General features: G+C 37.1%; 16 protein-coding genes. 3 read left to right on the forward strand and 13 right to left on the reverse strand.

The annotated features are described in order from the left end of the window. Position 1: 1 nt before the first annotated feature. The 8 genes from K8L98_RS14710 to K8L98_RS14740 all read right to left on the reverse strand — a co-directional run bounded on the left by K8L98_RS14710 (position 2) and on the right by K8L98_RS14740 (position 15,057). Positions 2-4,249 carry a type I polyketide synthase gene (locus K8L98_RS14710; RefSeq protein ID WP_223435751.1) on the reverse strand — a complete coding sequence of 1,416 codons (4,248 nt, stop codon included), beginning with the start codon at positions 4,247-4,249 and terminating at the stop codon, positions 2-4. Beyond that, entirely contained in the window at positions 4,239-10,007 is a 5,769-nt protein-coding gene (locus tag K8L98_RS14715) for a non-ribosomal peptide synthetase (protein WP_223435752.1), read from the reverse strand. Before K8L98_RS14715 ends, K8L98_RS14710 begins: the two co-directional genes overlap by 11 nt. Beyond that, entirely contained in the window at positions 9,988-10,716 is a 729-nt protein-coding gene (locus K8L98_RS14720; RefSeq protein ID WP_223435753.1) for a thioesterase II family protein, read from the reverse strand. Before K8L98_RS14720 ends, K8L98_RS14715 begins: the two co-directional genes overlap by 20 nt. Positions 10,717-10,905: 189 nt before the next feature. After that, a complete protein-coding gene (locus K8L98_RS14725) occupies positions 10,906-11,919 on the reverse strand; it encodes a fatty acid desaturase family protein (protein WP_223435754.1) in 1,014 nt (337 codons plus the stop codon). A 210-nt stretch (positions 11,920-12,129) separates the two neighbouring features. Next, the gene (locus K8L98_RS14730) at positions 12,130-13,155 is read right to left on the reverse strand and encodes a serine hydrolase domain-containing protein (RefSeq protein ID WP_223435755.1); all 1,026 of its coding nucleotides are present in this window, start codon (positions 13,153-13,155) and stop codon (positions 12,130-12,132) included. A 442-nt stretch (positions 13,156-13,597) separates the two neighbouring features. Then, positions 13,598-13,729: a hypothetical protein gene (locus K8L98_RS26575; protein ID WP_275976709.1), complete on the reverse strand. Its 132-nt coding sequence runs from the start codon at positions 13,727-13,729 to the stop codon at positions 13,598-13,600. 94 nt (positions 13,730-13,823) lie between these two features. Next, on the reverse strand, positions 13,824-14,330 hold the full coding sequence (locus K8L98_RS14735; RefSeq protein ID WP_223435757.1) for a hypothetical protein: 507 nt from the start codon (positions 14,328-14,330) through the stop codon (positions 13,824-13,826). Between the two features lie 220 nt (positions 14,331-14,550). Beyond that, on the reverse strand, positions 14,551-15,057 hold the full coding sequence (locus K8L98_RS14740) for a GNAT family N-acetyltransferase (protein WP_223435759.1): 507 nt from the start codon (positions 15,055-15,057) through the stop codon (positions 14,551-14,553). A gap of 1,536 nt (positions 15,058-16,593) precedes the next feature. Between K8L98_RS14740 and K8L98_RS14745 the strand changes: the two genes are divergently transcribed. Further along, positions 16,594-17,004: a VOC family protein gene (locus K8L98_RS14745; protein WP_223435761.1), complete on the forward strand. Its 411-nt coding sequence runs from the start codon at positions 16,594-16,596 to the stop codon at positions 17,002-17,004. A gap of 303 nt (positions 17,005-17,307) precedes the next feature. On the opposite strand, the gene K8L98_RS27005 is transcribed toward K8L98_RS14745, so the two are convergent. Both K8L98_RS27005 and K8L98_RS14750 read right to left on the reverse strand, forming a co-directional pair. Next, positions 17,308-17,523: an EamA family transporter gene (locus tag K8L98_RS27005; RefSeq protein ID WP_223435763.1), complete on the reverse strand. Its 216-nt coding sequence runs from the start codon at positions 17,521-17,523 to the stop codon at positions 17,308-17,310. Beyond that, the gene (locus tag K8L98_RS14750; protein ID WP_223443462.1) at positions 17,510-18,430 is read right to left on the reverse strand and encodes a DMT family transporter; all 921 of its coding nucleotides are present in this window, start codon (positions 18,428-18,430) and stop codon (positions 17,510-17,512) included. Before K8L98_RS14750 ends, K8L98_RS27005 begins: the two co-directional genes overlap by 14 nt. A gap of 116 nt (positions 18,431-18,546) precedes the next feature. On the opposite strand from K8L98_RS14750, the gene K8L98_RS14755 reads away from it, so the two are divergent. Both K8L98_RS14755 and K8L98_RS14760 read left to right on the forward strand, forming a co-directional pair. Then, positions 18,547-19,887 carry an aminotransferase-like domain-containing protein gene (locus tag K8L98_RS14755; protein WP_223435764.1) on the forward strand — a complete coding sequence of 447 codons (1,341 nt, stop codon included), beginning with the start codon at positions 18,547-18,549 and terminating at the stop codon, positions 19,885-19,887. 640 nt (positions 19,888-20,527) lie between these two features. Beyond that, complete coding sequence (locus tag K8L98_RS14760; protein ID WP_223435765.1) at positions 20,528-20,770, forward strand: hypothetical protein; 243 nt, start codon at positions 20,528-20,530, stop codon at positions 20,768-20,770. A 127-nt stretch (positions 20,771-20,897) separates the two neighbouring features. Here the strand turns inward: K8L98_RS14760 and K8L98_RS14765 are convergent, their stop codons facing one another. The 3 genes from K8L98_RS14765 to K8L98_RS14775 all read right to left on the reverse strand — a co-directional run bounded on the left by K8L98_RS14765 (position 20,898) and on the right by K8L98_RS14775 (position 25,133). Next, positions 20,898-21,053: a DUF1540 domain-containing protein gene (locus K8L98_RS14765; protein ID WP_223435766.1), complete on the reverse strand. Its 156-nt coding sequence runs from the start codon at positions 21,051-21,053 to the stop codon at positions 20,898-20,900. Positions 21,054-21,445: 392 nt separating this feature from the next. Beyond that, positions 21,446-24,061: a phosphoenolpyruvate synthase gene (gene ppsA / locus K8L98_RS14770; RefSeq protein ID WP_223435767.1), complete on the reverse strand. Its 2,616-nt coding sequence runs from the start codon at positions 24,059-24,061 to the stop codon at positions 21,446-21,448. 517 nt (positions 24,062-24,578) lie between these two features. Next, complete coding sequence (locus tag K8L98_RS14775; protein WP_223435768.1) at positions 24,579-25,133, reverse strand: GNAT family N-acetyltransferase; 555 nt, start codon at positions 25,131-25,133, stop codon at positions 24,579-24,581. Positions 25,134-25,162: the final 29 nt, after the last annotated feature.

Here is a 25,162-nt window from a genome sequence, read left to right on the forward strand (position 1 = left end):
ATCACCACTTTATCTTTTTTGATTTAGAGAAGAAGTTCACCTGCTGACCGTACTCTATCATTTTCCTTACCAATTGATCATTTATATCATTCCATATAAAACCAGTTCTGCTTAGCAGCATATTTGTTTTATCAGCTGTGATATGAAAAACTGTCTGCCCAGCATTATCAAAGACTTCCAGTTCTTCTCCTATGCTATGCAGCTGTAAGTTATAAATAGCTGATGCATGTCGATCGACTTGCTTTTCATCAAAGATAAAATCTAAAAATTTGTCAATTGACGTTTCTTTCACATCAATATTCAAGTCAGGAGTAGTTAGAAGATCGGATAAACTCATATAATTCGGATTAAAGATATGGTGGGTTTCATTCATTAATTCTTCTTTATCAAATAGACTGATTATTGCTCGACTAACATCATCAACACATGAAAAATCTGTATCTCTATCCATTTCTGGAACCAGACCAATTTCTATATATGATTTCATCATAGAATACAAAGCGTTCTGCTCTATGTTCTCTTGAAACCTGCCAGATTTAGAATCAAAAACGATATTTCCTACTCGAAAAATGTTTACGTTTACTCCTCTTTCCCTTGCCTCAATAACAATCTTTTCAGCTTCTAGCTTTGTTTTCGGGTAAGGATTTTCAATAACTTGTCCCAAATCATTATCGTATTCCGTATACAATATATCTTTTTTATTTTTCACTGTACCGGAAGCTACAGCCAATGTAGAAATATGGTTAACATCTTTCTTTACTCCCGTGAGTGAAAAATCGATTAAATTTTTCGTAGCCAATACGTTCGCTTCGAAGGATTTATCGTAGTTTCCAAAATGACTAACATTACCAGCTGAATGGATAACACATTGAATCGTTTCACTAAGATATTGATAATTACTCATATCCAATCCAAAATCATTTCTTGCCAGGTCACCACTGTAAACAAAAATTCTTTGTTTAAACTTGTCATAAAAAGGTGGATCAAAATAAGAACAAATTTTTTCTTTCGTGCGATTTTCTGCTTCTATTTGATTCTTGCTTCTTACAATGAGGTGAACATTGCTATCTGATTTTGTTAATAAATCACGCAGCAAGTAAATTCCCAAATATCCTGTAGTTCCTGTTAATAGAATCTCTTTATAATTAAGTTGATAAAAAAGATTTACTTCCTCATATCTTCTGTTTTTATCATCATATAAACGGCGTGTTTCTTCAATGTCCCTAATTTTATCCTCTACTAAGCGGTGCCTTTCCCTCCTTGCAACAAGGTAACTTGTCAACACATGTTTATCGACCTTATTCTTCTCTCCCTTAAACGTGATATGCTGTGCTAGTTCAGACGCTCTGGGATATTCAAATAAATGATTAATAGAAATATCAAAATCCTTCTGTAATCTGGCGACAACATTGACTGCGGTAAGTGAGCTGCCTCCTATTTCAAAAAAATCAGCATGAGGACTTATATATTTCAAACCAGTAACTTCCTTATATGATTCTATAATTTTTTGCTCTTTATCATCTTTAGGGGCAATAGGCTGCTTCGAATCTCCTACAAGTTCACTTTGAGATAAGGACGCACTTTCTCGGCTTTTTAAATCCTTAGAAATACTAAAGAACTGCCGATCAAAGGGATATGTGGGTAAAGGAACCCGCTGTCTTCTTTCTTGTGAAAAGTATTTCGGCCAATCTATCTTTACACCATAAATGTACAGCTTACCAATATTTTGAAGCAAAAACTTATCATCGGAGACTCTTTCTTTGGAATGCCGTACAGTGTTTACAATCGCAAGTTCTGATTCTCCCTGCTCTTGTTGTCTAACCAATGCACTTAAAGCTCTTCCAGGTCCGACCTCGACAAAAATGTTTTCCGAACCTGTTACTAGATGCTTGATACCGTCAGAAAACCTAACTGTTTGCCGCAGATGATTTACCCAATAATCGGAGCTGGTTGCTTGGCTTGCGGTAATCCACTCTCCTGTGACGTTAGAAATAAATGGGATATTTGGATGATGAAGATCAATTTCTTTAATCTTCTCTTTATAAGCAGCTAAGATCGGATCCATCATGGATGAGTGAAAAGCATGAGAAGTTAACAGTTTAATATATTTAAAACCTTCACGATTCAATTTGGTCTCCAAAATGTTCATTTCTTCATCAGAACCCGAAACAACACATGATAATGGACCATTCACCGCAGCAAAGGATAAATCACGACTCATTAATGGTAAAATGTCATTTTGCGAAGCCTTTACGCTTACCATACTTCCCTTAGGTAATTGCTGCATTAAGATCCCACGGTCATAAACCAGCTTAAGTGCGTGCTTTAGGGATAATACCCCGGACAAGCAGGCAGCTACATATTCTCCTATACTGTGCCCGATCATGCCATCAGGACGAATCCCCCATCCTATTAACATTTTTGCCAATGAGTATTCAAAAATAAATATTGCAGGTTGAGTATTGGATGTCTGATTGATCGCGTCACTTGCTTTAGCTTCTGGATCAGAGGGATATAATAATTCCATCCAATTGACGCCGCTAATTCCCTCTAAAATTTGACAGCAGCGATTAAGTTCTTCCCGAAATATCTTTTCTTCTCTATACAAATCCAACCCCATATTTACATACTGTGCCCCTTGTCCAGGAAACATGAATATTATTTGCTTACTGGCGCCATCATAACTTTTGGTCTGAACTTTAACAGGGTTCATAGCGAAAAGTTCACGCTTAGCTTCCTCTATATCAGAAACTACCAGCATTCTTCGATGTTTTAAACTTTTTCTGCCGTTTAAAAGAGTATAGGCCACATCGGCCAAATTCACATTAGGGTCTTGATTCAAGTAATCTGCCAACTTTTTTGTCTGTTCCTCAAGTGACTTTTCCGTTTGTGCAGAAAAGGAAAGTAATTGATATCTTCTTCCTCTATCCGAAGCCTCTATATCCGGTGCTTCCTCAAGGACTACATGGGCATTTGTGCCCCCCATACCAAACGAACTTATTCCAGCTCTTAAAGGAAACCCGGAGTTCTTCCATTCCGTCAATTTATTGTTCACGTAAAATGGGCTATTCTCAAAGTCAATATTCACATTTGGTTTCTCGTAGTTTATATGTGGTGGAATCATTCGGTGTTTTAAAGAAACGACCGTTTTAATCAAACCTGCCACACCTGCGGCGTTATCGAGATGACCAATATTCGCTTTGACAGATCCGATGCCGCAAAACCCTTTTTTTCTTGTGTTAAACGCCAGTTTTAAAGCTTCAATCTCAATTGGATCTCCTAACATGGTTCCAGTACCATGGGCCTCTACGTAAGATATGCTTTCGGGTTCCACTTCTGCCATGAGATGGGCTGCCTTGATAACGTCAGCTTGTCCTTCAACACTGGGTGCGGTAAAGCTGACCTTATTTGAACCGTCATTATTTATTGCAGATCCTTTCACGATAGCATGGATAAAATCTCCGTCAGCAACAGCATCTTCTAGACGTTTCAATACAACGATTCCAGCGCCATTACCGTTAACCGTTCCCCTGGCATTTGCATCAAAAGGTCTGCAATGCCCATCTGGTGAAAGAATCATACCATCTTGATAGAAATGGCCTCTTTTCTCAGGTAATGTGAGTGAGACGCCACCAGCCAAAGCCATGTCACAATCACCGCTTAAAAGAGCCTGGCTTGCCAAGTGAACAGCAACCAAGGATGATGAACACGCAGTTTGAACGGTGTAGCTTGGGCCTTTCAAGTTCAATTGATGAGACAATCTTGTACTGAAAAATTGTGAACCATTCAACAATTCTGCTTCTTTTATAAAATCACGTGCTTGATGGTAAACCGTGTCAATCCAATACAAGTTTGTTGAGCTTCCAATATAAGTACCAACCAGTCCGTTAAAGGTATCGGAACAGTAGCCGCTGTTCTCCAACGCTTCCCAAGCACATTCGTGTAAAACTTTTAACTGTGGATCCATTACTTCTGCTTCCCGGGGAGAGTACTTAAACAAATGAGTATCAAACCATTCTGTGCCGGTGATGGATCCTCCAGCCTTAACGTAATTGGGACTCTGGATTGTTTCTTGGTCAATTCCTGCTTCCCGCAGCTCCTCATCTGAGAAAATGGATACCGATTCTTTGCCATTCTTCAAATTCTCCCAGAACGCATTTACATTATTTCCCCCAGGAAATCTGCATGACATCCCGACAATAGCAATTTCCATACCGTTTCTAACCGATAGCTGCGGACTATGATTCATTCCAATCCCTCTTTCTTCGCCTTCTGTCCTTTAGCCTGTTTCTCGATTCCTCCATCACTTGTACTCGATCTGGATTCGTTTTCTCTGGTTCCGCATTAATCAATTTTAATTGTTGGGCCAAAGAATAAATGGTGGTGTGTCTGAATAACGCCACTACAGGTAAGTCGATGTTTAATTCTTCTTTCAGCCGCTCATTTACTTGAACAATATTAAGGGAATTTCCACCAAGCTCGAAAAAATGATCATGGATACCTACTTTGTTCACACCAAGTACCTGTTTCCATATATCCGCTATAGTTATTTCTATTTGTGTTCCAGGTGCCTTATAAGAGGGTCCTGACAACATATAGTCCTCGTCTTTTCTTTTTTGCAGCGCTCTTACGTCAATTTTGTCACTGTTCGTCAGGGGCATACTTTCCAACTTTACAAAATGTGATGGGATCATGTAATCTGGCAGCTTATTTTTCAAGTATTCTCTTAAATCTGCGGTATTTACATCTTGAATTGTAATCAAATACGCACACAAGTAACTTTCATCACTCTGATTCTGTTTTGCAATGACAACTGCGTCCTTAACGGAGCTATGGTTTAAAAGATGCTCTTTTATTTCATCCGGCTCTACTCGGACTCCTTTAATCTTTACCTGGTGATCAATTCTTCCGATATATTCAATGTTCCCATTTTGAAGCCACCTAGCCAGATCCCCAGTTTTATACATCCTTTTACCCGGAACAAATGGATCGGAGACGAAACGTTCATTTGTCAAATCTGGGTTATTGATATAGCCTCTCCCTACGCCCGCACCAGCAATACATAACTCCCCAGTTGCACCTAAGGGTACGGGACTATGATCTTGGTCTAAAATATACGCTCGATAGTTGTTTAAAGGTTTACCTATAGGCAAGCTCGAACCTTCTTCTTTTTCGTTGCAAACATAAAGTGTTGAAAAAATCGTTGTCTCGGTTGGACCATAAAGATTTATTATTTGATCGGCATTAACAGTTCTTCGTAATTCATCGTAAAGATTCTTTGTGAAGACCTCGCCTGCTACAAAGACGTAGCGAAGACGCTGATTTGTAGAGGCACTATTTATCAAAACCTTCAAATGGGCGGGTACAGCACCCAGCATATTGATTTTGTTTTGCTCAATAAAACTCCAAAGTTTCCTCGGTTCAGCAGCCAGCTCTTCCTCAGGAATATACAATTTTCCTCCTGACAGGATCGGGAGAAAAATCTGTTGTACGGAAACATCGAAAGAAACTTTCGCAAGCAGCAAATGATGAAACTCTTGGTCAAACTGCATGTTTTCGATCAATCCACCCAGCTGATTGACAAGATTTCTGTGCTCGATCATAACACCTTTTGGATTCCCAGTTGTTCCGGACGTATAAATCACATATGCCAAGTCGTCGGATTGATTTATATTTTCAAGAGTAGAATCATCTTCATTACAGATCGTTTCATCATCCAGTCCAACAACTTCCTGTTCAAAAGTTAACTTTCCCTTCAAATGATGCTGCGTCAGGATTAACTGACAATTACTGTCTTTCAATAGATATTCTATCCTGCTTATCGGAAAGCCGGGATCGATTGGCAAAAATGCGCCTCCTGCCTTTAGCACCCCAAGAACTCCTATGACCATTTCCAAGGAGGGCTCAGCAATAATTCCGATGATGTTATTTCTTTGCACTCCTCTTGTTCTTAAAATGCGGGCCAGTTGATTGGCTTTCGAATCAAGCTCAGAATAAGATAGTGTAATCCCATTACAAACGACAGCAGTTTTCGATATTGTCTCTTTCACTTGATTCTCAAATATCTCATGCACCGTCATTTGATGATATGAGAATTCTGCATCCGTATTATTGAATCCTGAGAGAATGGTTTGCTTTTCTAGCTCGGACATTATCTGAATATCTTGCAGCAGCATATTCACACTTTGGGTAATTTCATCAAGCAAACGCATAAAATGGTCGGCCATTCTTAGTACTGTTTCTTTCATAAATACATTCGTCCGAAACTTAAATTTCAAATCAATGCTATTGTTCGTTTCCATTGCATGAATGAACATATCAAATTGAGTCAAGTTGCTTTCTATCGGGAATTTATGGAAGGACAATTCTTTAGTATCCTTAAAGAAATTCTCATTACTGTCTAGAGAAAACATAATGTCAAACATCGGATTTCTACCAAGATTTCTATGAACGCCTAATTGATCTATCAACACTTCAAACGGATATTCTTCATGATCCAGAGCATTCAGCGTAGTATTCTTCACTTCACTCAAAAACTTCCGAAAAGTTTTTTCACGACATGGAAAGTTTCTCATTACCACAGTATTAACAAACATGCCGATAACACCTTCCAAACCAGGACGGGATCTACCTGCAGTCGGTGAACCAATTGTAATATCTTCTTGACCGGTATATTTGAAAAACAACACATTCAAAGCAGAAAGTAACACCATATAAAGGGTTGCCCCATTCTCCGCTGCTATTCTTCTTAAACGTGATGTCAAATCGTGGCTTGCAGTAACTAATACATGATCCCCTTCATAATTTTGCAAGGGACGACGCGGGTAATCAGTATTTAACTCTAGTGCAGGAATACCTTCTTTAAACAGGTCTAACCAATACTCCTCTTTGCGCTTAAAATCATCAGTCTGAAAAAATACCTCCTGCCATACTGAGTAGTCTCTATACTGTATCTTAGCCTGAGGCAGGTTTTTATCTGAATAGTAATCAGAAAATTCCACCATAATAATATCCATGGATATACCATCAAAAACAATATGATGAGCATCAGTCAACAGCAAATGCTTATTTTCTCCGATCTTAATAACCGTTACTCTAAAAAGAGGAGGTTTTTCCAGGTTAAAAGGCTTGACTAAACTCTTTACAAATTCCATTAGTCTATCTTTCGGGGCTTCCGCAAAATCGACAATAACATCTAATCTAGGATGAACTGACTGTACAAGTTGACCACCGACAAAAGAAAATGATGTGCGCAAAGATTCATGACGATCAACGAGCTTCTGGAAAACTGCCACCAGCTTATCTGGATTAAGATTACCTTCTATAATGATTGCAGAGGGCAAATTATAGGCCACAGAGTCTCGATTAAGCTGCCACATGATAAATAATCTTTTCTGCTGTGATGAGACGGGATAGTATTCTCTTTCTTTGACAGCTAAAACGGTTGATCTCTTATGTTGTTGCATCTTAGTAATTAGATTAACAACTTCTTTTATGGTTGGTTGCTTAAACAATTCGCTTATTTGCAGATTTGTTTCAAATACTTGGTTTATCTTCAGAACAATTGAAGCAGCCTTTAACGAATGGCCGCCTAATTCAAAGAAGTTATCATAAACTCCTATTCTTTCAATATTAAGAACTTCTTCCCAGATACCAGCGATCATTCTTTCCAGTTCACTTTCAGGTGCGACATAACTTGAGCTTGACGCATTATCCAAATCAGGCACGGGCAGTGCTTTTCGATCAATTTTTCCATTTTGATTAAGAGGCATTTTATTCAGTTGAGTGAAATAAGCTGGTACCATGAAATCCGGCACCCTTTTAATTAGATAATTTCTTAATTCCGAATTCGTTATATCCCCATTGGCAACAAAATAAGCGCTTAACTCTTTTGTGCCAAAAGTACCTTCCATCGCAACAACAACTGCTTCCTCCACATCCTGGTGTTTCAAAAGACAATTCTCAATTTCACCTACTTCTACCCGAAAGCCTCTTATCTTTGTAAGATTGTCTATTCTTCCAATAAATTCAATATTCCCATCAGGCATCCACCTCGCCATATCCCCAGTTTTATAAACTTTTTTCCCGGGAATATGCGGAAACTCCACAAACTTTTCTTTAGTTAAAACGGGTGCATTGTAATATCCCTGTGACAATCCGACTCCAGCAATACATAATTCTCCTGTTATACCAATTGGCAAGAGGTTCATTTCTTGATTAACAATGTATAGTTCTACATTATTGAGCGGCTTTCCGATAGGAATTGACTTCTGCTGAATTAATTCTTGATTGCTGATTCGGTAGAAGGAGGCAATATCCGTGCACTCAGTAGGACCATAAGTATTTACTATTTCACTACTGAAGCTGGCTGACTCCGCCAAAGGTTTCAACTTTTTACAATTAATTGATTCACCGCCTAAGAAGACATGTTTCAGTGATGTTAACCTGCTGTAATCCGATTCTTCATTATAATCAACCAATGGATAAAAACCGCTTGGTGTACAATTTATAGTTGTAATTTTATGAAATTCAATATAATCTGACATTTTATTATAATCGTACATACCCGGCTCAAAGAGGTGTAATCGTCCTCCTCTTATTAATGGAGCAAATAAATTCTTATGCGCAGTGTCGAAACTTATTGGGGCAATTAATAATAAATTGCTGGCTTCATTTATATCAAATTCATTCGTGTACCAGTAGAGCAGGTTTACAAATGAATTTCTTTTAACCATAACCCCTTTAGGATCACCAGTACTTCCCGAGGTGTAAAGAACATACATTAAACTTTCAGATGAGATTTCGAGCTCTAGATTTTTTTCCATTGATACTGGTGTACCCTTTTCTAAAGTTGTATCGATATCAATAAATAGAGTATTCTGATTAATATACACATGTTTATGATCACTGCATTTCAAAATTATATCTACGTTGGAGTTACCTATAACCTTTTTTATACGTTCATTTGGATAGTTTGGATCAATGGGTAAATAAGCTGCTCCTGCTTTTAAAATTCCTAATACTCCGATTGGAAGTTCGAGAGATCTATCCACCATACTTCCTACTACACAATTTTCTTTGATCCCCAGCTTAACCAATTCATTTGCTATATGGTTCGCTTTTTTATTTAATTCCTGATAAGTTAACTTTTGGCCTTGATAAACGACTGCTGTCTCATGAGGAGTTTTTGACACTTGTAATTCAAACAATTCAACAACTGACTTGTCTCTAGGAAAATCTGCAGCAGTGTTGTTAAACTCATAAAGAATTTGATTCCTATCATTGGATAAAATATCGATTTCAGAAAGTCGAATATTAGGGTTTTCCACCACTGCTCTAAAGAAATGAGTCAGTTGATCTGTAATTTTTCCGATCATTTCTCCTGCGATTCCGTTACAAGTAATAGAGCATTCAATAGTGCTTCCATGCCAAGTGAAATTGAAGACCGTGTCGGCATATGAATCATAATTTGAACTGCTGCGTTGAATATTTTCAAGCTGGACAACTGTAAGGGGGTTCAGTCTATTGGAGGTTTTAGAATCAAAACCTAATAATTTTGCTAATTTATCATGTGATACTTTCTGGTTTTTATTGGCATCAGAAATATTTTGCTGCACTTTAAATAGAAGCTCTTTAAATGACATTCCGCTATGGATATCACTTCGTATGATCAATTGATGATCTTGATAAGCTGCCCCAGATTTTGATTGAATAACTGGGGTTCCGATTGAGACATCTCCATTATCCGTATATATTGAAAGTAAGTATTTTACCCCGCTCATCAGAATGATGAATAACCCATATTCGGATTGATCACTCATCTTAAGGATTTCACGGGATATTTGACCTGGTATTCTATATGTAAATAACTTGCGTTTACGATCTTCAAAATCAACATTATTATTTTTATGAGTAAAGCTGCTCATGCTTAAATTCTCGGATAGCTGACTCAACCAAAATTTTTCTTCTTCAGTTAACAAATCATTATTATATGTATGATTGATCATAAAAACCGCCTCTCCCAACTAATGTCAAATTAATCAGATCTATGATATCAATATAATTTTCATTAATAAAAAAGTGCCCTCCTGGATAGCCGCGGACTTGGCTGTCTTTTGAAGTAAAGTCAGTCCATTTTTTCATATCTTCCTCAGTTATATCATCCTGCTTACCGTACATAGCAGTAATACTAGTGTTTAATTTGTACCCTTCTCTGCTAAATTCATATTCTTCTATCAATTTAAAGTCAGACCTTAAAATCGGTAAATATATATCCATTAACTCCTGATTATTAAGAATCTCTTTTGGAGTACCATTTAGTTTACCTATTTTTTCTTTGAATTCTTTTTCAGGTAAATTATGAACTTTCTTTTCTCTAACATGGTTAGGAGGTTTTATGCCTGACAGAAAAATATGAGCAGGGGAATGTAAGCCTTCGCTCACCATTTTTTTACAAAGTTCATAGGCGATAAGTCCTCCCATGCTATGTCCAAAAAACGAATAATTACTTTTGTTTATATAATCAGTTATATTTTCGAATATATCATTTGTGATCTCATTCATATCTTGATAGCAGCATTCTTGAAATCTCTTTCCTCTCCCTGCATAGTGAATAGGCTGCAGCTCAATGCTATGGTGTAAATAATTGCGCCAATTATTGAATATTGACCCTGATCCTCCAGCGTAGGGAAAACAAAAAAGAACCAATTTACTCATTCATTATCCCCTTCCCGGATAAATTGATTTGAATAAACTAAAAGACTCTATAGAGATTAATAAGTTACCCGACACCTCCCAAGGTTTTGCTAAACTAACCCCCAACTTATATGTATAGGGTGCAATCAGGAAAAACATCTTTGGCAAACCAGTTAATTTCTATAAAGCCTATATAAAACGTGTATGAAACTATTTGTTCTTTAATTTATTCCAGAATGGTATACGGCCTTGAATATCATCAATAACCGATGAGAACCCTGGTGCAGAAGACAAAAAGAAGCCCGTACAATGGTGCGCTTTTCGGTATTCTGAATCTTCCAACAATATAAGATGAGCTTTCTTTATGTTGTAGTGCGGTACAGCAGGGAAAAGGTGATGAACTAAATGGTATGAATTTCGGTGAGGGTGGATTAGAGTGCGCTCAAACCAATTCCCAAAAGAATTTCTTGATGCAAATATCTCCTGTTCAGACTCTAACCCAGCATGTTCGGCCATTTCAGCCCAATACTTTAACACTTGGAATGTTGTTATAAATGGTACAAACCAGAAAAGGATTAACTCTTGCCAAAAACCAAAAATAATTGAATTAATAATGATAACTGCCCAATATAAAGTTCGGATTACCTGATCCAAACGAGGTTCATCTTTTGCATATGCTGTTACTTTGATCATTCCGATTAGATAGTTGGGCACATGCACCAAGAACAATGGCTTTAAGCAATGATGAATAAAAAACTTCATCCTATTTTCAGGAGGTTTATCCAATCCAACAATTTGATACCGTTGTTTATCGGGGTCTACGTCGCTCCACAAGTATTTGTGGTGACTCATATGACTCTTACAGTATGCTTTATGAGAAATCATTATCGGATAGGCTGCAAAGAAACAAGCAACCCACTTATTTAATTTACGGTTTTTAAACAGCATACGATGACTTGACTCATGCATCATGATATCCAATCCGCGCATACGGCTGCCGATGATAACGATACTAATTAAATACATCCAAACAGTTGGTATAAAATAATTGAGAACAATTGCCAAGGAGATGATTAACCAATCCAGTCCTATAGCAAAAAAATTATACCAATTATTACGTTGTTGTAAGTCGCGGATTTTCAACAAGATTTCTTTCGAAAATCGATGCTTTTCTAACTCTTGTGGGGGGTTCGTCGCTTCTAATCGGTTAATTTCACTATTCATGTTATTAACTCCTTTTAATAGAAATCATGAACTTGATTTACGACCTGAATCATTTATTTATAATCTCTTTATAAATACCAATAAACTTCCGAATTTCACCAAAACCCGAAACTGTCTATTACAGATCCACTTTCTAACCATACCCCCATCATTGTTATATACTTAAAAGTCACAAATAGTCATATTTTCCCAAGACTAAATCCTAAATTATTATCCATATATCAGTTTATCAATCCCAGTTACAATAGGGATTACACTTTGATCAATATTCGACATAATATGAGAATGTATCTTTGATTTTGCATTTACAGAGGAATGAATTCTAACACCTGGATCAAATCCAAATATAATATATTTGAGAACCTCATCATTTTTCATTGAAATCCAAACTCCATATCCATAATAGATATCATTGCTGCTCTTCACATAGGGAGTTAATAGCTTGTCCGTATACTCTTTTCCTAATAGTTTCGCATTTAATAATCCATTCCAAAACTTTGCTAAGTCTAACACGGTTGTAAATGCTCCTCCATCTGGACCTCCTACTAAAGGAACGGAATAAATATTTGTTCTCCAATCGTTGCCTTCTTCGCTGTCAATATACCCTAGTGCCGTCCGTTCTGGGAGTTTATCCATCCGGAAATACCCAGAATCGGACATATCACAAACTCGAAATATATTTTCCGCAACATACTCTGGAAACGTCATCCCTGTCATTCGTTCAACAATCAACCCAAGTAAAATATATCCTGCATTGCTATATGAAAACTTACTTCCGCTATTAAATTTCATAGGATGATCCTGGAACATAGGTAAGAAATCTTTTGGTGATTTAATAGAATACATAGGGACAGCTTTCCATAACTCTTCAAAATCACTCATCACTTCTTCATCGAAATAATCTGGTACTCCTGAGGTATGTGTTAAGAGGTGGTGAATTGTAACATTTGGATGGAAATGTGGAAAAGAGATATCCAGACAATCTTTGAGGCATGTATCGAAAGTTAAAATCCCTTTCTCAACTAGTTGACATATCGCAACTGAGGTGAAAATTTTACAACCAGATGCCATTCCAAATCTGGTCCTTGAAGTAATAGGGATATGTTCACTTCGATTGGCGTAGCCAAATCCACCCTCAAATATCTTTTTTTCATTTTGAATTAAGATTGCGCCAGAGAACCGTAATCTATCATCATAATTCATTACAAATTCTTCAATACTTTCAGAAAGCTCCATTAAATCCGACCTTTCTCATTTTTATATTTACTAAATATTTCTAATGGTAATTTTAACCTTTTCACTTCTTGCTAACAAGAGTTCTAAAGACCCTAATTTATCCAGCTTCAACCTAACGATTTAAAGAGTCCTGGGACTTTGTTCTGCGGTGTCCAGATTAAAACAGAGGATATCCATTCCCCTCATCAATGGTTTTAGACTTGACTTTGAGATTGGAGAACCTTTTGAAATGTTGGATATCATTTAATTTTTCCATACTGATTATTCCTCGATCCCTAATCAGGAAATCATATGTTACTTTAAATAGATTTCATGATGGTTAAAATATTAGACAACTAAATGAAGCAAGCAATAGGTCTTTCTTCAGTAGTGTCATGTTTCTATAAAACCCCAAAAAAGAGACTGCCAGCGCAGCCTCTAGATTACTTTGCTTCTTTAATTTTTAGTCCTTCTTCTTCTGCCCGCTTTTAGCACGGTTGCTGTCTAACTCAGCAGCATATTCTTCTTGTGTTTTGCCCTGCTTTTGACTTTCGGATTGGATTTTTCTGAACTTGTTATCATTTAAGTTTGGCATGTTTGCACCTCCTCATAACAGGAGTATTTTGTGCAATAAGCCATACGTTCATTCCAGATAGGAGAAAAACAAGCATGATCTTCACAATTTGAAGCTATTGGTTAATCCGCAAAATAAATAATTCTGCCAATTTAACGTTGTAATAAATACCCGTAAATAGAATAACCGCTGAAGAAGCACCTTTAATAAACGGGTGAAGTTTTATAAAAGGAAGTTTTTCACTTAATGTTTCCACAATGAAAAATTGGAATAATACAACAATCGAAAAGAAACTTATTCCGTCCATGGGAATCATGAACACGAAGCTGAATAAGATGCCAAACGATAAATACATAAACAGCTTATATATATTTCTGGTGTTCTGAGGCACTTTTTTAGCAATCCATTCTATAATGAAAGATACTGGCAAAGCGTTGAGCAACACTCCCCCAAGTAAAAAAAAGTGGATAAAGCTGAAATCCAGATAATGGTGAATTTCAATGTTAAAGTCCACTGCATTTAATGCTGTCAGCAGCAAAAACAAAGACAGTATATATGTAATAATAGATAAATTGATTTTTTGATAATCACACGAATCTTTCCTTATTATTGAACTTATCATGTATTATGAATTCCCTTTTGGTTATCCGCACTGATTCGTTACTTCTTTAATATGATTCCTTTTTTTTCACATCATCAGGCGGCTGCTAGTACACAGCTGCACCGACAAAGAGGAAAGATGGAATTAAAAAAGAAAGCCCCAAATCATTAGCAGCACATCTTTGGGAAAGATTATTATTTGTTGAATTCTATCAAAACAAGGTAGATCCTATTTTCATTCCTCAGCAAGTTTTATAATAAACAATAGTTGCATCAAGCTTTCCATCCGCTGATTCAGCAAATAACGGGATGCGGCCGCATTCTGTAAAACCAAGTGAGATGTAAAGTTGATTCGAGACATCGCCTTCTCTTGTATCGAGAACTAACAGGGATCTCTTTTCTTGTTTAGCCCGCTCTTCGGCTTTTTGCATTAATAACCGGGCGATGCCTTTTCTGCGATAGTCCGGATGTGTGATCAGTTTTGCGATTTCTGCTCTATGGCGTCCGTTTTGTTTCCCGCATAATTGGAGCTGAACGCTCCCAACAATTTCATGATTCACTTTCGCAATTAGGAGAATCACATTGGGTTCTAATACGTTTTCCCAATATTCTGTTGCCTGAGAATGGCTCATTGGGGGCAGAAACCCTATTGAAGCACCTCCCTCTACTGTCTTGATCAGAAGATCAGAAAGCTTCTCAATATGCACTTCTGACGTTTTCAATTCTGAGATTTCCACTTCGTATGACACCTTTATTACCTCCCCTCTCCTTTTATTTTACATGAAAAATTTTCTAAAAAGAATGAAGTATGCCTTGGCAAATGATCTCTCCCGCTAAATGATTCATTTTGCGGCCATACAGTAAGCATTGATCTAAACCGCGATCCCGCTTGTGGTCCAGATAGAGGTCTCAAAAGCCTGAATTCGTTCATTTTGAGGTCTCAACCGCGCTCTATGAGTACTCAAAACAAGGGAGGAATTCAATTTGAGTACTCAACCACGCTCTTTGAGTATCCAAAACCCGGGAGGAGTCCAGTTTGAGAACTCAACCACGCTCTTTGAGTTCTCAAAATCCCGAATTCGTCCAGTTTGAGGACTCAATCGCTTTCTATGAGTACTCAAAACCCGGGAGGAATTCAATTTGAGTACTCAACCACCCTCTATGAGTTCTCAATATTCGAATTAGGTCTGTTAGAGGACTCAATCGCTTTCTATGAGTACCCAAAACCCGGGAGGAATCCAGTTTGAGGACTCAATCACGTTCTATGAGTTCTCAAAAACCGCGAGGAATCCAATTTGAGTACTCAACCACGCTGTTTGAGTTCTCAAAATTACGAATTCGTTCTGTTAGAGGACTCAATCGCGCTCTTTGAGTATCCAAAACCCGGGAGGAATCCAATTTGAGTACTCAACCACGCTCTTTGAGTTCTCAAAATTACGAATTCGTTCTGTTAGAGGACTCAATCGCGCTTTATGAGTCTCCAAAACCCGTGAGGAATCCAATTTGAGTACACGCTCTTTGAGTTCTCAAAATTACGAATTCGTTCTGTTAGAGGACTCAATCGCGCTTTATGAGTCTCCAAAACCCGGGAAGAATTCAATTTGAGTACTCAAACACGCACTTTGAGTTCTCAAAATCCCGAATTCGTTCTGTTAGAGGACTCAATCGCGCTCTTTGAGTATCCAAAACCCGGGAGGAATTCAATTTGAGTACTCAAACACGCACTTTGAGTTCTCAAAATCCCGAATTCGTCCAGTTTGAGTACTCAATCGCTTTCTATGAGTACTCAAAACCCGGGAGGAATTCAAGTTGAGTACTCAACCACCCTCTATGAGTTCTCAAAATTACGAATTAGGTCTGTTAGAGGACTCAATCGCGTTCTATGAGTTCTCAAAACCCAGGAGGAATCCAGTTTGAGGACTCAATCGAACTCTATGAGTCCCCAAAAACCGGGAGGAATCCAATTTGAGTATTCAAACGATATGAGTTCTCAAAATCCCGAATTCCTTCAGTTAGAGTTGCATGCGCCTGATAAGCAAGCAGCATCCATTGTAAATCTGCTCCCAATGTCCAATTTTAAATGAAAAGGACTAAAAACGACAAGATATTTTCATAAGATTCTGTGAATTCGGCAGGAAACTAAAGAATTGCTGGAGAAATAAAAAGATGAAGCAAGACAGTAAAATTCTTTTGTAGAGGGGGGATTTTGGAATTAAGAAAAGGCAGCTTCTTAGTTAAATTTGACAATGCCCGTACATTGAGAATACTAATAAAGGGTGATAAAAATGAGTCTGACAGCAGATAAAATCTTTGTTAACTTACCTGTAAAAAATCTTAATCAATCCGTCGAATTTTTTTCAAAAATCGGGTTTGAGTTCAACCCCCAATTCACAGATGAAAATGCCACTTGCATGGTGATCAGCGAGCATATTTTTGTCATGCTGCTTGTTGAAGATTATTTCAAAACTTTTACTAAGAAAGTTATTTCGGATGCAGGAAAAAGTACTGAAGTTATCCTGGCTCTATCTGCAGATAGCCGAGAAAAAGTTGATGAGATTGTTAATAAAGCGCTGCATGCTGGAGGTAAGGAATCTAAAGACCCAATTGATCATGGATTTATGTATGGCTGGAGCTTTCAGGACTTGGACGGTCACCTCTGGGAAGTTATGTATATGGATGAAAGCGCGGTTAATTAGACAATCACTTATTCGAAAGAGAAAAAACCTCCAATTGAAGATTAAGGAGTTACGTTTTGGGAGGGAAAACTTGAAATCACACGGTTTTAAACACCGGGTATAGCATTAGGATTAGTAAACTAATTCGCACCGCTTTTAGTGGTGTTTTTTTGCATAATAAAACTCAGTTCATTGTTGAACTGAGTTAATAAGTTATTCCATTATACCTCCGATTGTTGAAGATCGGGACCATTGCGATCAGCATAGATGCAATACTGCTCGATACATACTTTTGGCCTTGTGCAGTAAGAATAAACGGCAAGACTACTTCAAAAAGTGCAATCCAAAAATATTTTTTAGTATTGGTTGTGTAGTTTTTCTTGATTGGAACAGATTAATCACTGATAAACAAATTGCACCGATCAGTGCTTTCAAAGCAGACAACGAAATGGAATTTACATCATTCGTTACTAATTCCGCGAAGAAAAATTGAGATCCCCAAATGAAGCTTATGATTAGCAAGAGACTATATTTTTTCATTTGATTTGCCCCTTGCACCAAAATAGTTTGTACCAACAACACCGATGATAATGATAATTGATCCAACTATATGGTATAAATGAAATTCCTCTTTTAAAAAAATGACCCCTGCTAGAATGGTAATGAGCGTAGCAAAATTACTGAAAACACTCATTTTCGATGCGTCTATTTTTGATAAAGCATAGTTGGAAAGATAGGACGTTCCTAATGACGATAGGATACCTAAATATAAAATGGCAAGAACAAAATCCCAGTGTCCAAAAGGTTGCATATATTGATGGACTGTTCCATTCATTACATGGTTTGTCAGTGCCAGTCCATTAAAAGCTATAAACCCAAACAAGGTCATGAAATATGTGATAGTGAATAACGAATAGCGTTGTGTTAACTTTCTGGCAAATACGTTGTATAGTGAGGCGGTAAGTGCTGAAAGTAAAATTAAACCAGTCCCAAGGAGACTTGTATTTGTGCTCCCTGCCCCGTTCATGTACATAATATAGATCACACCGAGTACAGATAAACCAATGGCTATTTTTTGACTACTTGTAGATGTTTCCTTTAAAATGATACTTGCAAAAATTAACGTAAAAATTGGTATTGTTGCTTGAATAATACCAGCTTCTGATGAAGATGTATGCACTAACCCAAATACCTGAAAAGCAAAAAAGAGTGTCGGATATAAGATGGCTAACAAGGCAATCCGCAGTACATCTTTTTTTGTTGCTTTGATCGATTCTTTTTTTAACACGAACAACACTGTGGCAGCGATCCATGCAATGGTAAACCGATGAGCCAATGTATCTAACGGTGTTGCAACCGTTAATGTCACTTTAACAAACATAAATGACAATCCGATAATGATTGCATAGATGGTTGCTGCGATATATGCATTTCTATTTTCAATTATTTCGATTACCCCCTTATATTGATCTGTCCGGTACCATTATCGTAAGAGATAATAATAACCTTTACGATATAAAAAATACACATCTGTACCGATACAGATGTGCAAAGAGGTTTATGATGCTTAAATATGAATCAATCTATCAATCCCTTATGATGCAAATTCAGTCTGGAAAATTTTCGGCCGGTGCAAAATTACCATCCATTCGAAATTTAACTCAACAATATTCTTGTAGTAAAAGCACTGTATTGACCGCTTTAAAAAAATTGGAGGAGCAACATATTATTTATGCCCTACAGAAAAGTGGTTATTATGTTGTGGATAATCACGTCTTCAAAACCCCATTGTCCACTGACATAATTGACTTTACAAGCGCATCTCCTACTTGGCATGCATTTCCTTATAAAGAATTTCAACACTGCATAAATAAAGCAATTGATACCTATCAAGAAGAATTATTTCGCTACGGAACGCCAAAAGGTTGGCCACCACTCATAGCAGAAGCTAAAAAACTGTTAGAATCTTACCAAGTATTCACGCATAACGAACAGATTTTCATCACTGCAGGTGTTCAACAGGCTCTTTCTTTAGTAAGTATGATGCCCTTTCCAAATAATCGTTCCACCATTCTAGTTGAACAACCCAGCTATCATTTATATATGGAACTGCTGAAAACCTTACAGATACCAGCAATAGGAATTCAACGTACCGCGAAAGGTATTGATTTAGGTCGACTAGAACAAATATTTCATGAAGAAGATATTAAATTCTTTTATACAATGCCGCGCTTCCATAATCCTTTAGGATCTTCATACGGTAAAAAAGAAAAAGAAGCTATTTTACAATTAGCAGACCAATATAATGTATACATTTTAGAAGATGATTATTTAGCAGATTTTGAATACAATCCGAAGAACGATCCTCTTTTTGCTGATGATTACCATGATAAAGTCATCTATTTAAAAAGTTTTTCAAAAATAATGTTTCCCGGGTTAAGAGTTGGTTTGGCGGTTCTTCCTTCCTCAATTATTGACATTTTTCAAAAATACAAAATGACAACGGATATCGACAGCTCTATGATTTCACAAGCCGCATTATATCTCTATTTGAAAAATGGTATGTTTGAACATAATAAAACGAAAGTCAGTAACATCTATTATGCACGTGCGAAAATTCTGCATCAATCAATACAAGATCATTTATCTACGTACGAATCATCAACAGAAATTGTAATGCATAGTCATATTAGGTTGCCCAAGCGTGTGAATTTGAAATCATTTGTTTATCATTTGCATGAAGAAGGCATATATCTGGATTCAGTTGAAAGAAATTATTTAGATGGCTTTTACCACGATCGGATTTTGAAGTTGAATGTTTCAAATGTTGACGCCCATCGAATTGAAGAAGGAATTAGGAAAATTGCAAGTGCATTAAAAAATCCTCAAAACTACTTTTTATAAATTCTTTCAACAAGGCAAAACTGTCCTTGTTCGAAAGCATAAAGGGTGATGGATATTAAACATGACTAATATCCATCACCCTTTTACTTTTGACTAATACATTCACCTTTATTTTTTGTCTCACGGCTCCTATAGTATTCCTTCTTCGAAATCAGATTTACTTTATCATCGTCTGATAGATTTTCAGATTAAAAAAGTCCACTTACATTCGTATATTATTAAAAATTCTAATTCCATTAAATGGCCCGATTGTTGCAAAGAAACAAACTCTTCCACAATCCTGCCCTTTTCTGGAATAACATACCATTTCAAGATGATCCACCTAATTTCCTTTCTTACACCACAACATGTCCCGTTGCTTAATACCAATTATTTCAAAATCAGATGATTAACTCAATCTTTTATATACCATTAAAAAGGACACTTACCTTATTACAGATAAGCGTCCGATTGTGGAAGATCGACCATATTATTAATTAAGAAGGAGCAATGATTGCTTTAGCTAGAATAAAGCGATCTTATTTGTCAAAGGACAAGGAATTAAGCGAGCGAGTTCTGTAAGATCATCTACACATAAACTCTATAATTAGTCATATATTTAGACAATATAAGTTAGTATATAGAGGAGGATGAGTATATCATGCAAACAAAAGAAATACGCTTACGTCGAATCCAACATCTGGCATATGAAATCATGGATGAGATGAATAAAAGGAAAGAACGGAGACAGTTTGATACATTAAGTCTAGTGATTGATAATTTATCTCGGGCAATCGGAGACTTTGCAGATCCATTAGGCAATTATTCACTCGACTATTTAGAAAAAAAAGTGGAAAATGCCCATTATCTGTTATTTATAAATGAAAAGAAGGTTCACTCTTAATCCTCTTGGAATACTTTTGTTTTATCACAGCTAATAAATTTTTATTAAATATGAATGAAAATGATAGTTATTATCAATACTATACCTAATAAAGGATAACCAAAATGTTGGTTACCCCTTAAGAAAATTAAACTCCTGGTTTAAATGTTTTACAATCTGTTTCTTCACTATTCGAAGCTTGCTTACCTTTATGACTTACAACGTAAATAGCATCCGCATTACATTTGTTTCCTGAACCCCAATACGAACAGTTGTTTACTTCACAAAGAACATCTTTAGCCATAGTATCACACCTCCTCTTTTGTTATCATTAACTAATTTGAGGTGGTTGATACTTTTTATTTTAGTGTGAATATTCTTAGGAATATGTTTAAGATATGCATTCCTTTTTCGCCCTATTCTGAAATAATCCTTTACTAATATTACTTCATTAAGCCCTTTTTACCTTTTCACTTTTTTGTGCTTTTAGCCTTCAGAATAGTAGTTGCATACCGAACAGGTAGGGTACGCATAATATAAATTCAGACCGCCACTGCACAGATAATTGCTACACCCTACAGTGCTACTTTCTAAGCCTCAGTTAACTGTGAATGCCAAAGGATAGGATCACACTTTTCTGGTCGAACCCAGAACCTCCAAATAGTGCTGATTGTACATAATGCTTAATGTAATGAATTATAGTATTTCGATATACCCTTCTGTTCCATGCACCCGAATTCGCTGCCCGTCTCTTATCAGTTTGGTAGCATTCTCCACCCCGACAACTGCCGGTAAGCCATATTCACGTGCTATAACTGCTCCATGAGTCATCAGTCCACCAACTTCGGTGACTAGGCCTTTTATGGATACAAACAATGGTGTCCAGCTAGGGTCAGTAAAGGAGGTGACTAATATATCTCCATCTTCTAAATCAGCATTTTCCATATTTAAGATGACACGTGCTCTTCCTTCGATAACACCTGAAGAAACAGGTAGAGCTGCAATAGCATTAGATGGGAGATGTTCCCGTTTGTATTCACCTACAATGATTTCTCCATCGGACGTGATAACACGTGGAGGAGTTAGTTTTTCATATAGTTTGTACTCTTCTGTTCGTTTATTGATGATTTGATAATTCAGATTGTTTGTACCTACGACTTCGCGAAGTTCCTCAAAAGTAAGATAGTATATGTCTTCTTTTTCACGAATAACTTTTGCTTGTACAAGCTGTTCGGCTTCTTTCATCAAAGCCTGCTTATAAACGAAGTAGCGATTAACCATGCCGTATTTTGGATATTCCCGATAACCGATGAAATTCCGGATTATGTCGATCATTCGTTTTGTTTCTTTGGCTTTTTGTTCACCATCCGGTAATTGCTTCAGTCGATCTAATAACTCTTGTTCTTTTTTCAAAGCTTCCTGTCGCCCTTGCTCAAATTTCCGATTGCTGGCATTAGGCTCAAAATTTTTGATGTTACTGAGAATCATGGGGACAAGTGTAGTTGGATTTTCGCTCCAACGAGTTTTAGAAATATCGATTTCTCCACTACATCGCATTCCGTATTTGTTGAGATAAGCATAGATGGTGTCTCGGGTTTCCTGTCCACCATCAAACTTAACCAGTTCATCCAAAAAGTTATCATCTTTTACATGCTGTAAATAATTAATTACTTCTGGGTAAGGACGAATCACATCTGCAACATCCAATAGCGCCAGACCCATTTCCGAAGTAATATTGTTTGGTACAGATTGAGAAAGGGTGTCGGCTGCGTTTTTTTCACCTAACCACTCGTTCATATTTTCATTGATCCATGATGAAGCATCCATAGCAGCCATAAACACAGCTGAACTTTGTGGGTCAAATAAAATCTTCTTTAATATCTGGATATCTTCCAGAATAAAATCAAATAAATCCGATCCTGATTTCGTTTGGATGTTTTGTTTTAACTCTTCTATCGATGTTTGACTACTCTTAATCAAATCAGAAACAATTGTCGGATCGTTTTCGATTTGTGCTTGAAAACCCGAAGACGATATACCTTTATTGCTTTTACTGGGACTCGGTACTTTTTCACCATCTGGTGACGATTTTATAAAATCTTCTCGCTCTAAAATGGTCATAAGTGCGTCTTTCATGAGCAGATCGTGTTGTCCCATGGCATCTAATAACATTTTTCTGCTAACAGGGGAAGCCAGATTATGTGTAATATCAACAAACAATCTTCCGCCAGCTTTACGCATGGGTGCAGGAGTCGTTAACAGGTAAAAAGACAATCCCAGTGGTTTTATGGGATCTGTCATCATTTGTTGATGACCGACAGATACGTAGACGTGATTTTCTTGATCGTTCGCTTCAGGGATCGGGTATAAAGTAGTGATGGGCCGGCTTTGAACGATGTAAATTTCATTGTCAACAAGACACCATTCAATATCCTGCGGACATCCAAAATAAGCTTCAAGCTTTCTGCCGATCTGTTCTAGCTCTAACACTTGCTCATCTGACAGGGTCGATAGATTCTGCTGACGCAGCTCAATTTCCTTTTTCTCCGTTCCGCCTTCTTTTCGTGCATATATAGCAAACTTTTTGCCAGAAATCGTCTTCTCCACAATCCTGCCTTCCCGCACTTTATAATTGTCCGCAGACACTATGCCAGAGACAAGTGCCTCACCCAGTCCAAAGCTAGCATCAATCGACAGCACCTTGCGGTTTGAGGTAACTGGATCAGCTGTAAATAGTATTCCGGATGCTTGTGGAAAAATCATCCTTTGAATAACAACAGACAGATAAACCTTACGATGGTCAAATCCGTTTTGTATTCGATAAATCACAGCACGATCAGTAAATAGTGAAGCCCAGCACTTACTAATATGTTGTAAAATTGCATCTTTTCCTTTGATGTTTAGATAGGTATCCTGTTGACCAGCAAAGGAGGCAAATGGAAGATCCTCTGCTGTAGCACTTGAACGAACAGCATATGCATGCTCGAAGCCAAAAGTTAAGAGACATCGATCGATATCTTCTTCGATCCCCTTCTCGATCTCGATCCCCTCAATCAGCTCACGAATCTTCCCGCTAATTTCACTAATTCTTTCTCGTGCGTCCACTTTTTGAACTGCTAGTTGATCCAGTAATTGATGAAGCTCCTCATTTTTCCCAATGACTCTTTTATATGCCTCAGTGGTAACACAAAATCCCTCTGGTACAAGTATTCCTTCAATCCTCGAACATTCGCCCAAATTCATCCCTTTGCCACCGACCACCATTTGTCTCGTTTTATCGATCTCCCGAAACTCTAGTACATATGGTTTCATTTCTTTCCCTCCCATTTATCGCTCAATACCAAGACGAATCATATGCATAAATTGTTCATCTGATCAACCTTTGTTCTGTAATTGTTTCCATTACGCTGTCCACTCGTTCTTGCTTCTGGCGAAGTTCCATGTTCATATCAAAAAAATAAAAATTGGGGTTGACTGAAAAGGATTTTATGATGTATAATTAAAATAGGGATATTTTATACAAAAATCCATTAACAGTGTGTATCTATATAAATTTACCACAGTTTCTCAATTTTATCAATGTATTTTCACGACCATAATTGATGCAAATTCAAAGGAAGAAAAACCCATTTTACAAGACAAATGACTCACACTATATGATCCAAATATCCAATCATTTAGTGTAGCGTCAGGAAAATACGGATTTACAACGTTAAGAAATTCCAATATTAAAAAGCCCAGTTTCTTAGTATTAATATTAAGAAACTGGGCTTTTTTCGTTTTTTTTAGTTGCTTAAAGTAAATCCGCGTTTTGCTGGCGGCAGCCCATTTACATCCCATCTTTGTTATCTTTCTTAGAGAAAACTTCTTGATAATCAATTAAGTTTAAACGCCAATTATTGCACCGCATAAAGCTCCCCAGCGGGTATTCAAATTCGCATTCGGAGATAAATTGAAAGCCAAGCTTTTGACAAATTGCATTTGAAGCAGGATTACTGATTGAAGGAAAAGCGTGAACGTACTTATACTTGTTCTGCTCAGCTGCTTTAACTAATGCTAATTTCACTGCCATTGTTGCTATACCTTTCCCCTGAAACGATGGTAAGACGCTCCATCCAGTTTCATACACATTTTCACCATTCCAATTATTTTCCCAGTATCCAACAGATCCTGCTGCTTCTATATCTGGTAACATTTTAATGCTAAACATACTTCCCCAATTACCAGGCTCAAGATACCGTTTGTGTCGTTTCAAAACCTTTTCCTTACTCTCCGGACCCCCAAGGTGCTTCAACATCTCTGGAGTGTTCATACGAAAAAGTAATTCAAGGTCCTTATCTTCCCAAGGCTTAATCTGAATGGATTGGTTGCTTTGTTCTGACATCTCCTATATCCCCTAACATTTTTAATTAT

Origin of the sequence: Metabacillus dongyingensis, assembly GCF_019933155.2 — a bacterium.
Taxonomy (GTDB): Bacteria; Bacillota; Bacilli; order Bacillales; family Bacillaceae; genus Bacillus_P; species Bacillus_P dongyingensis.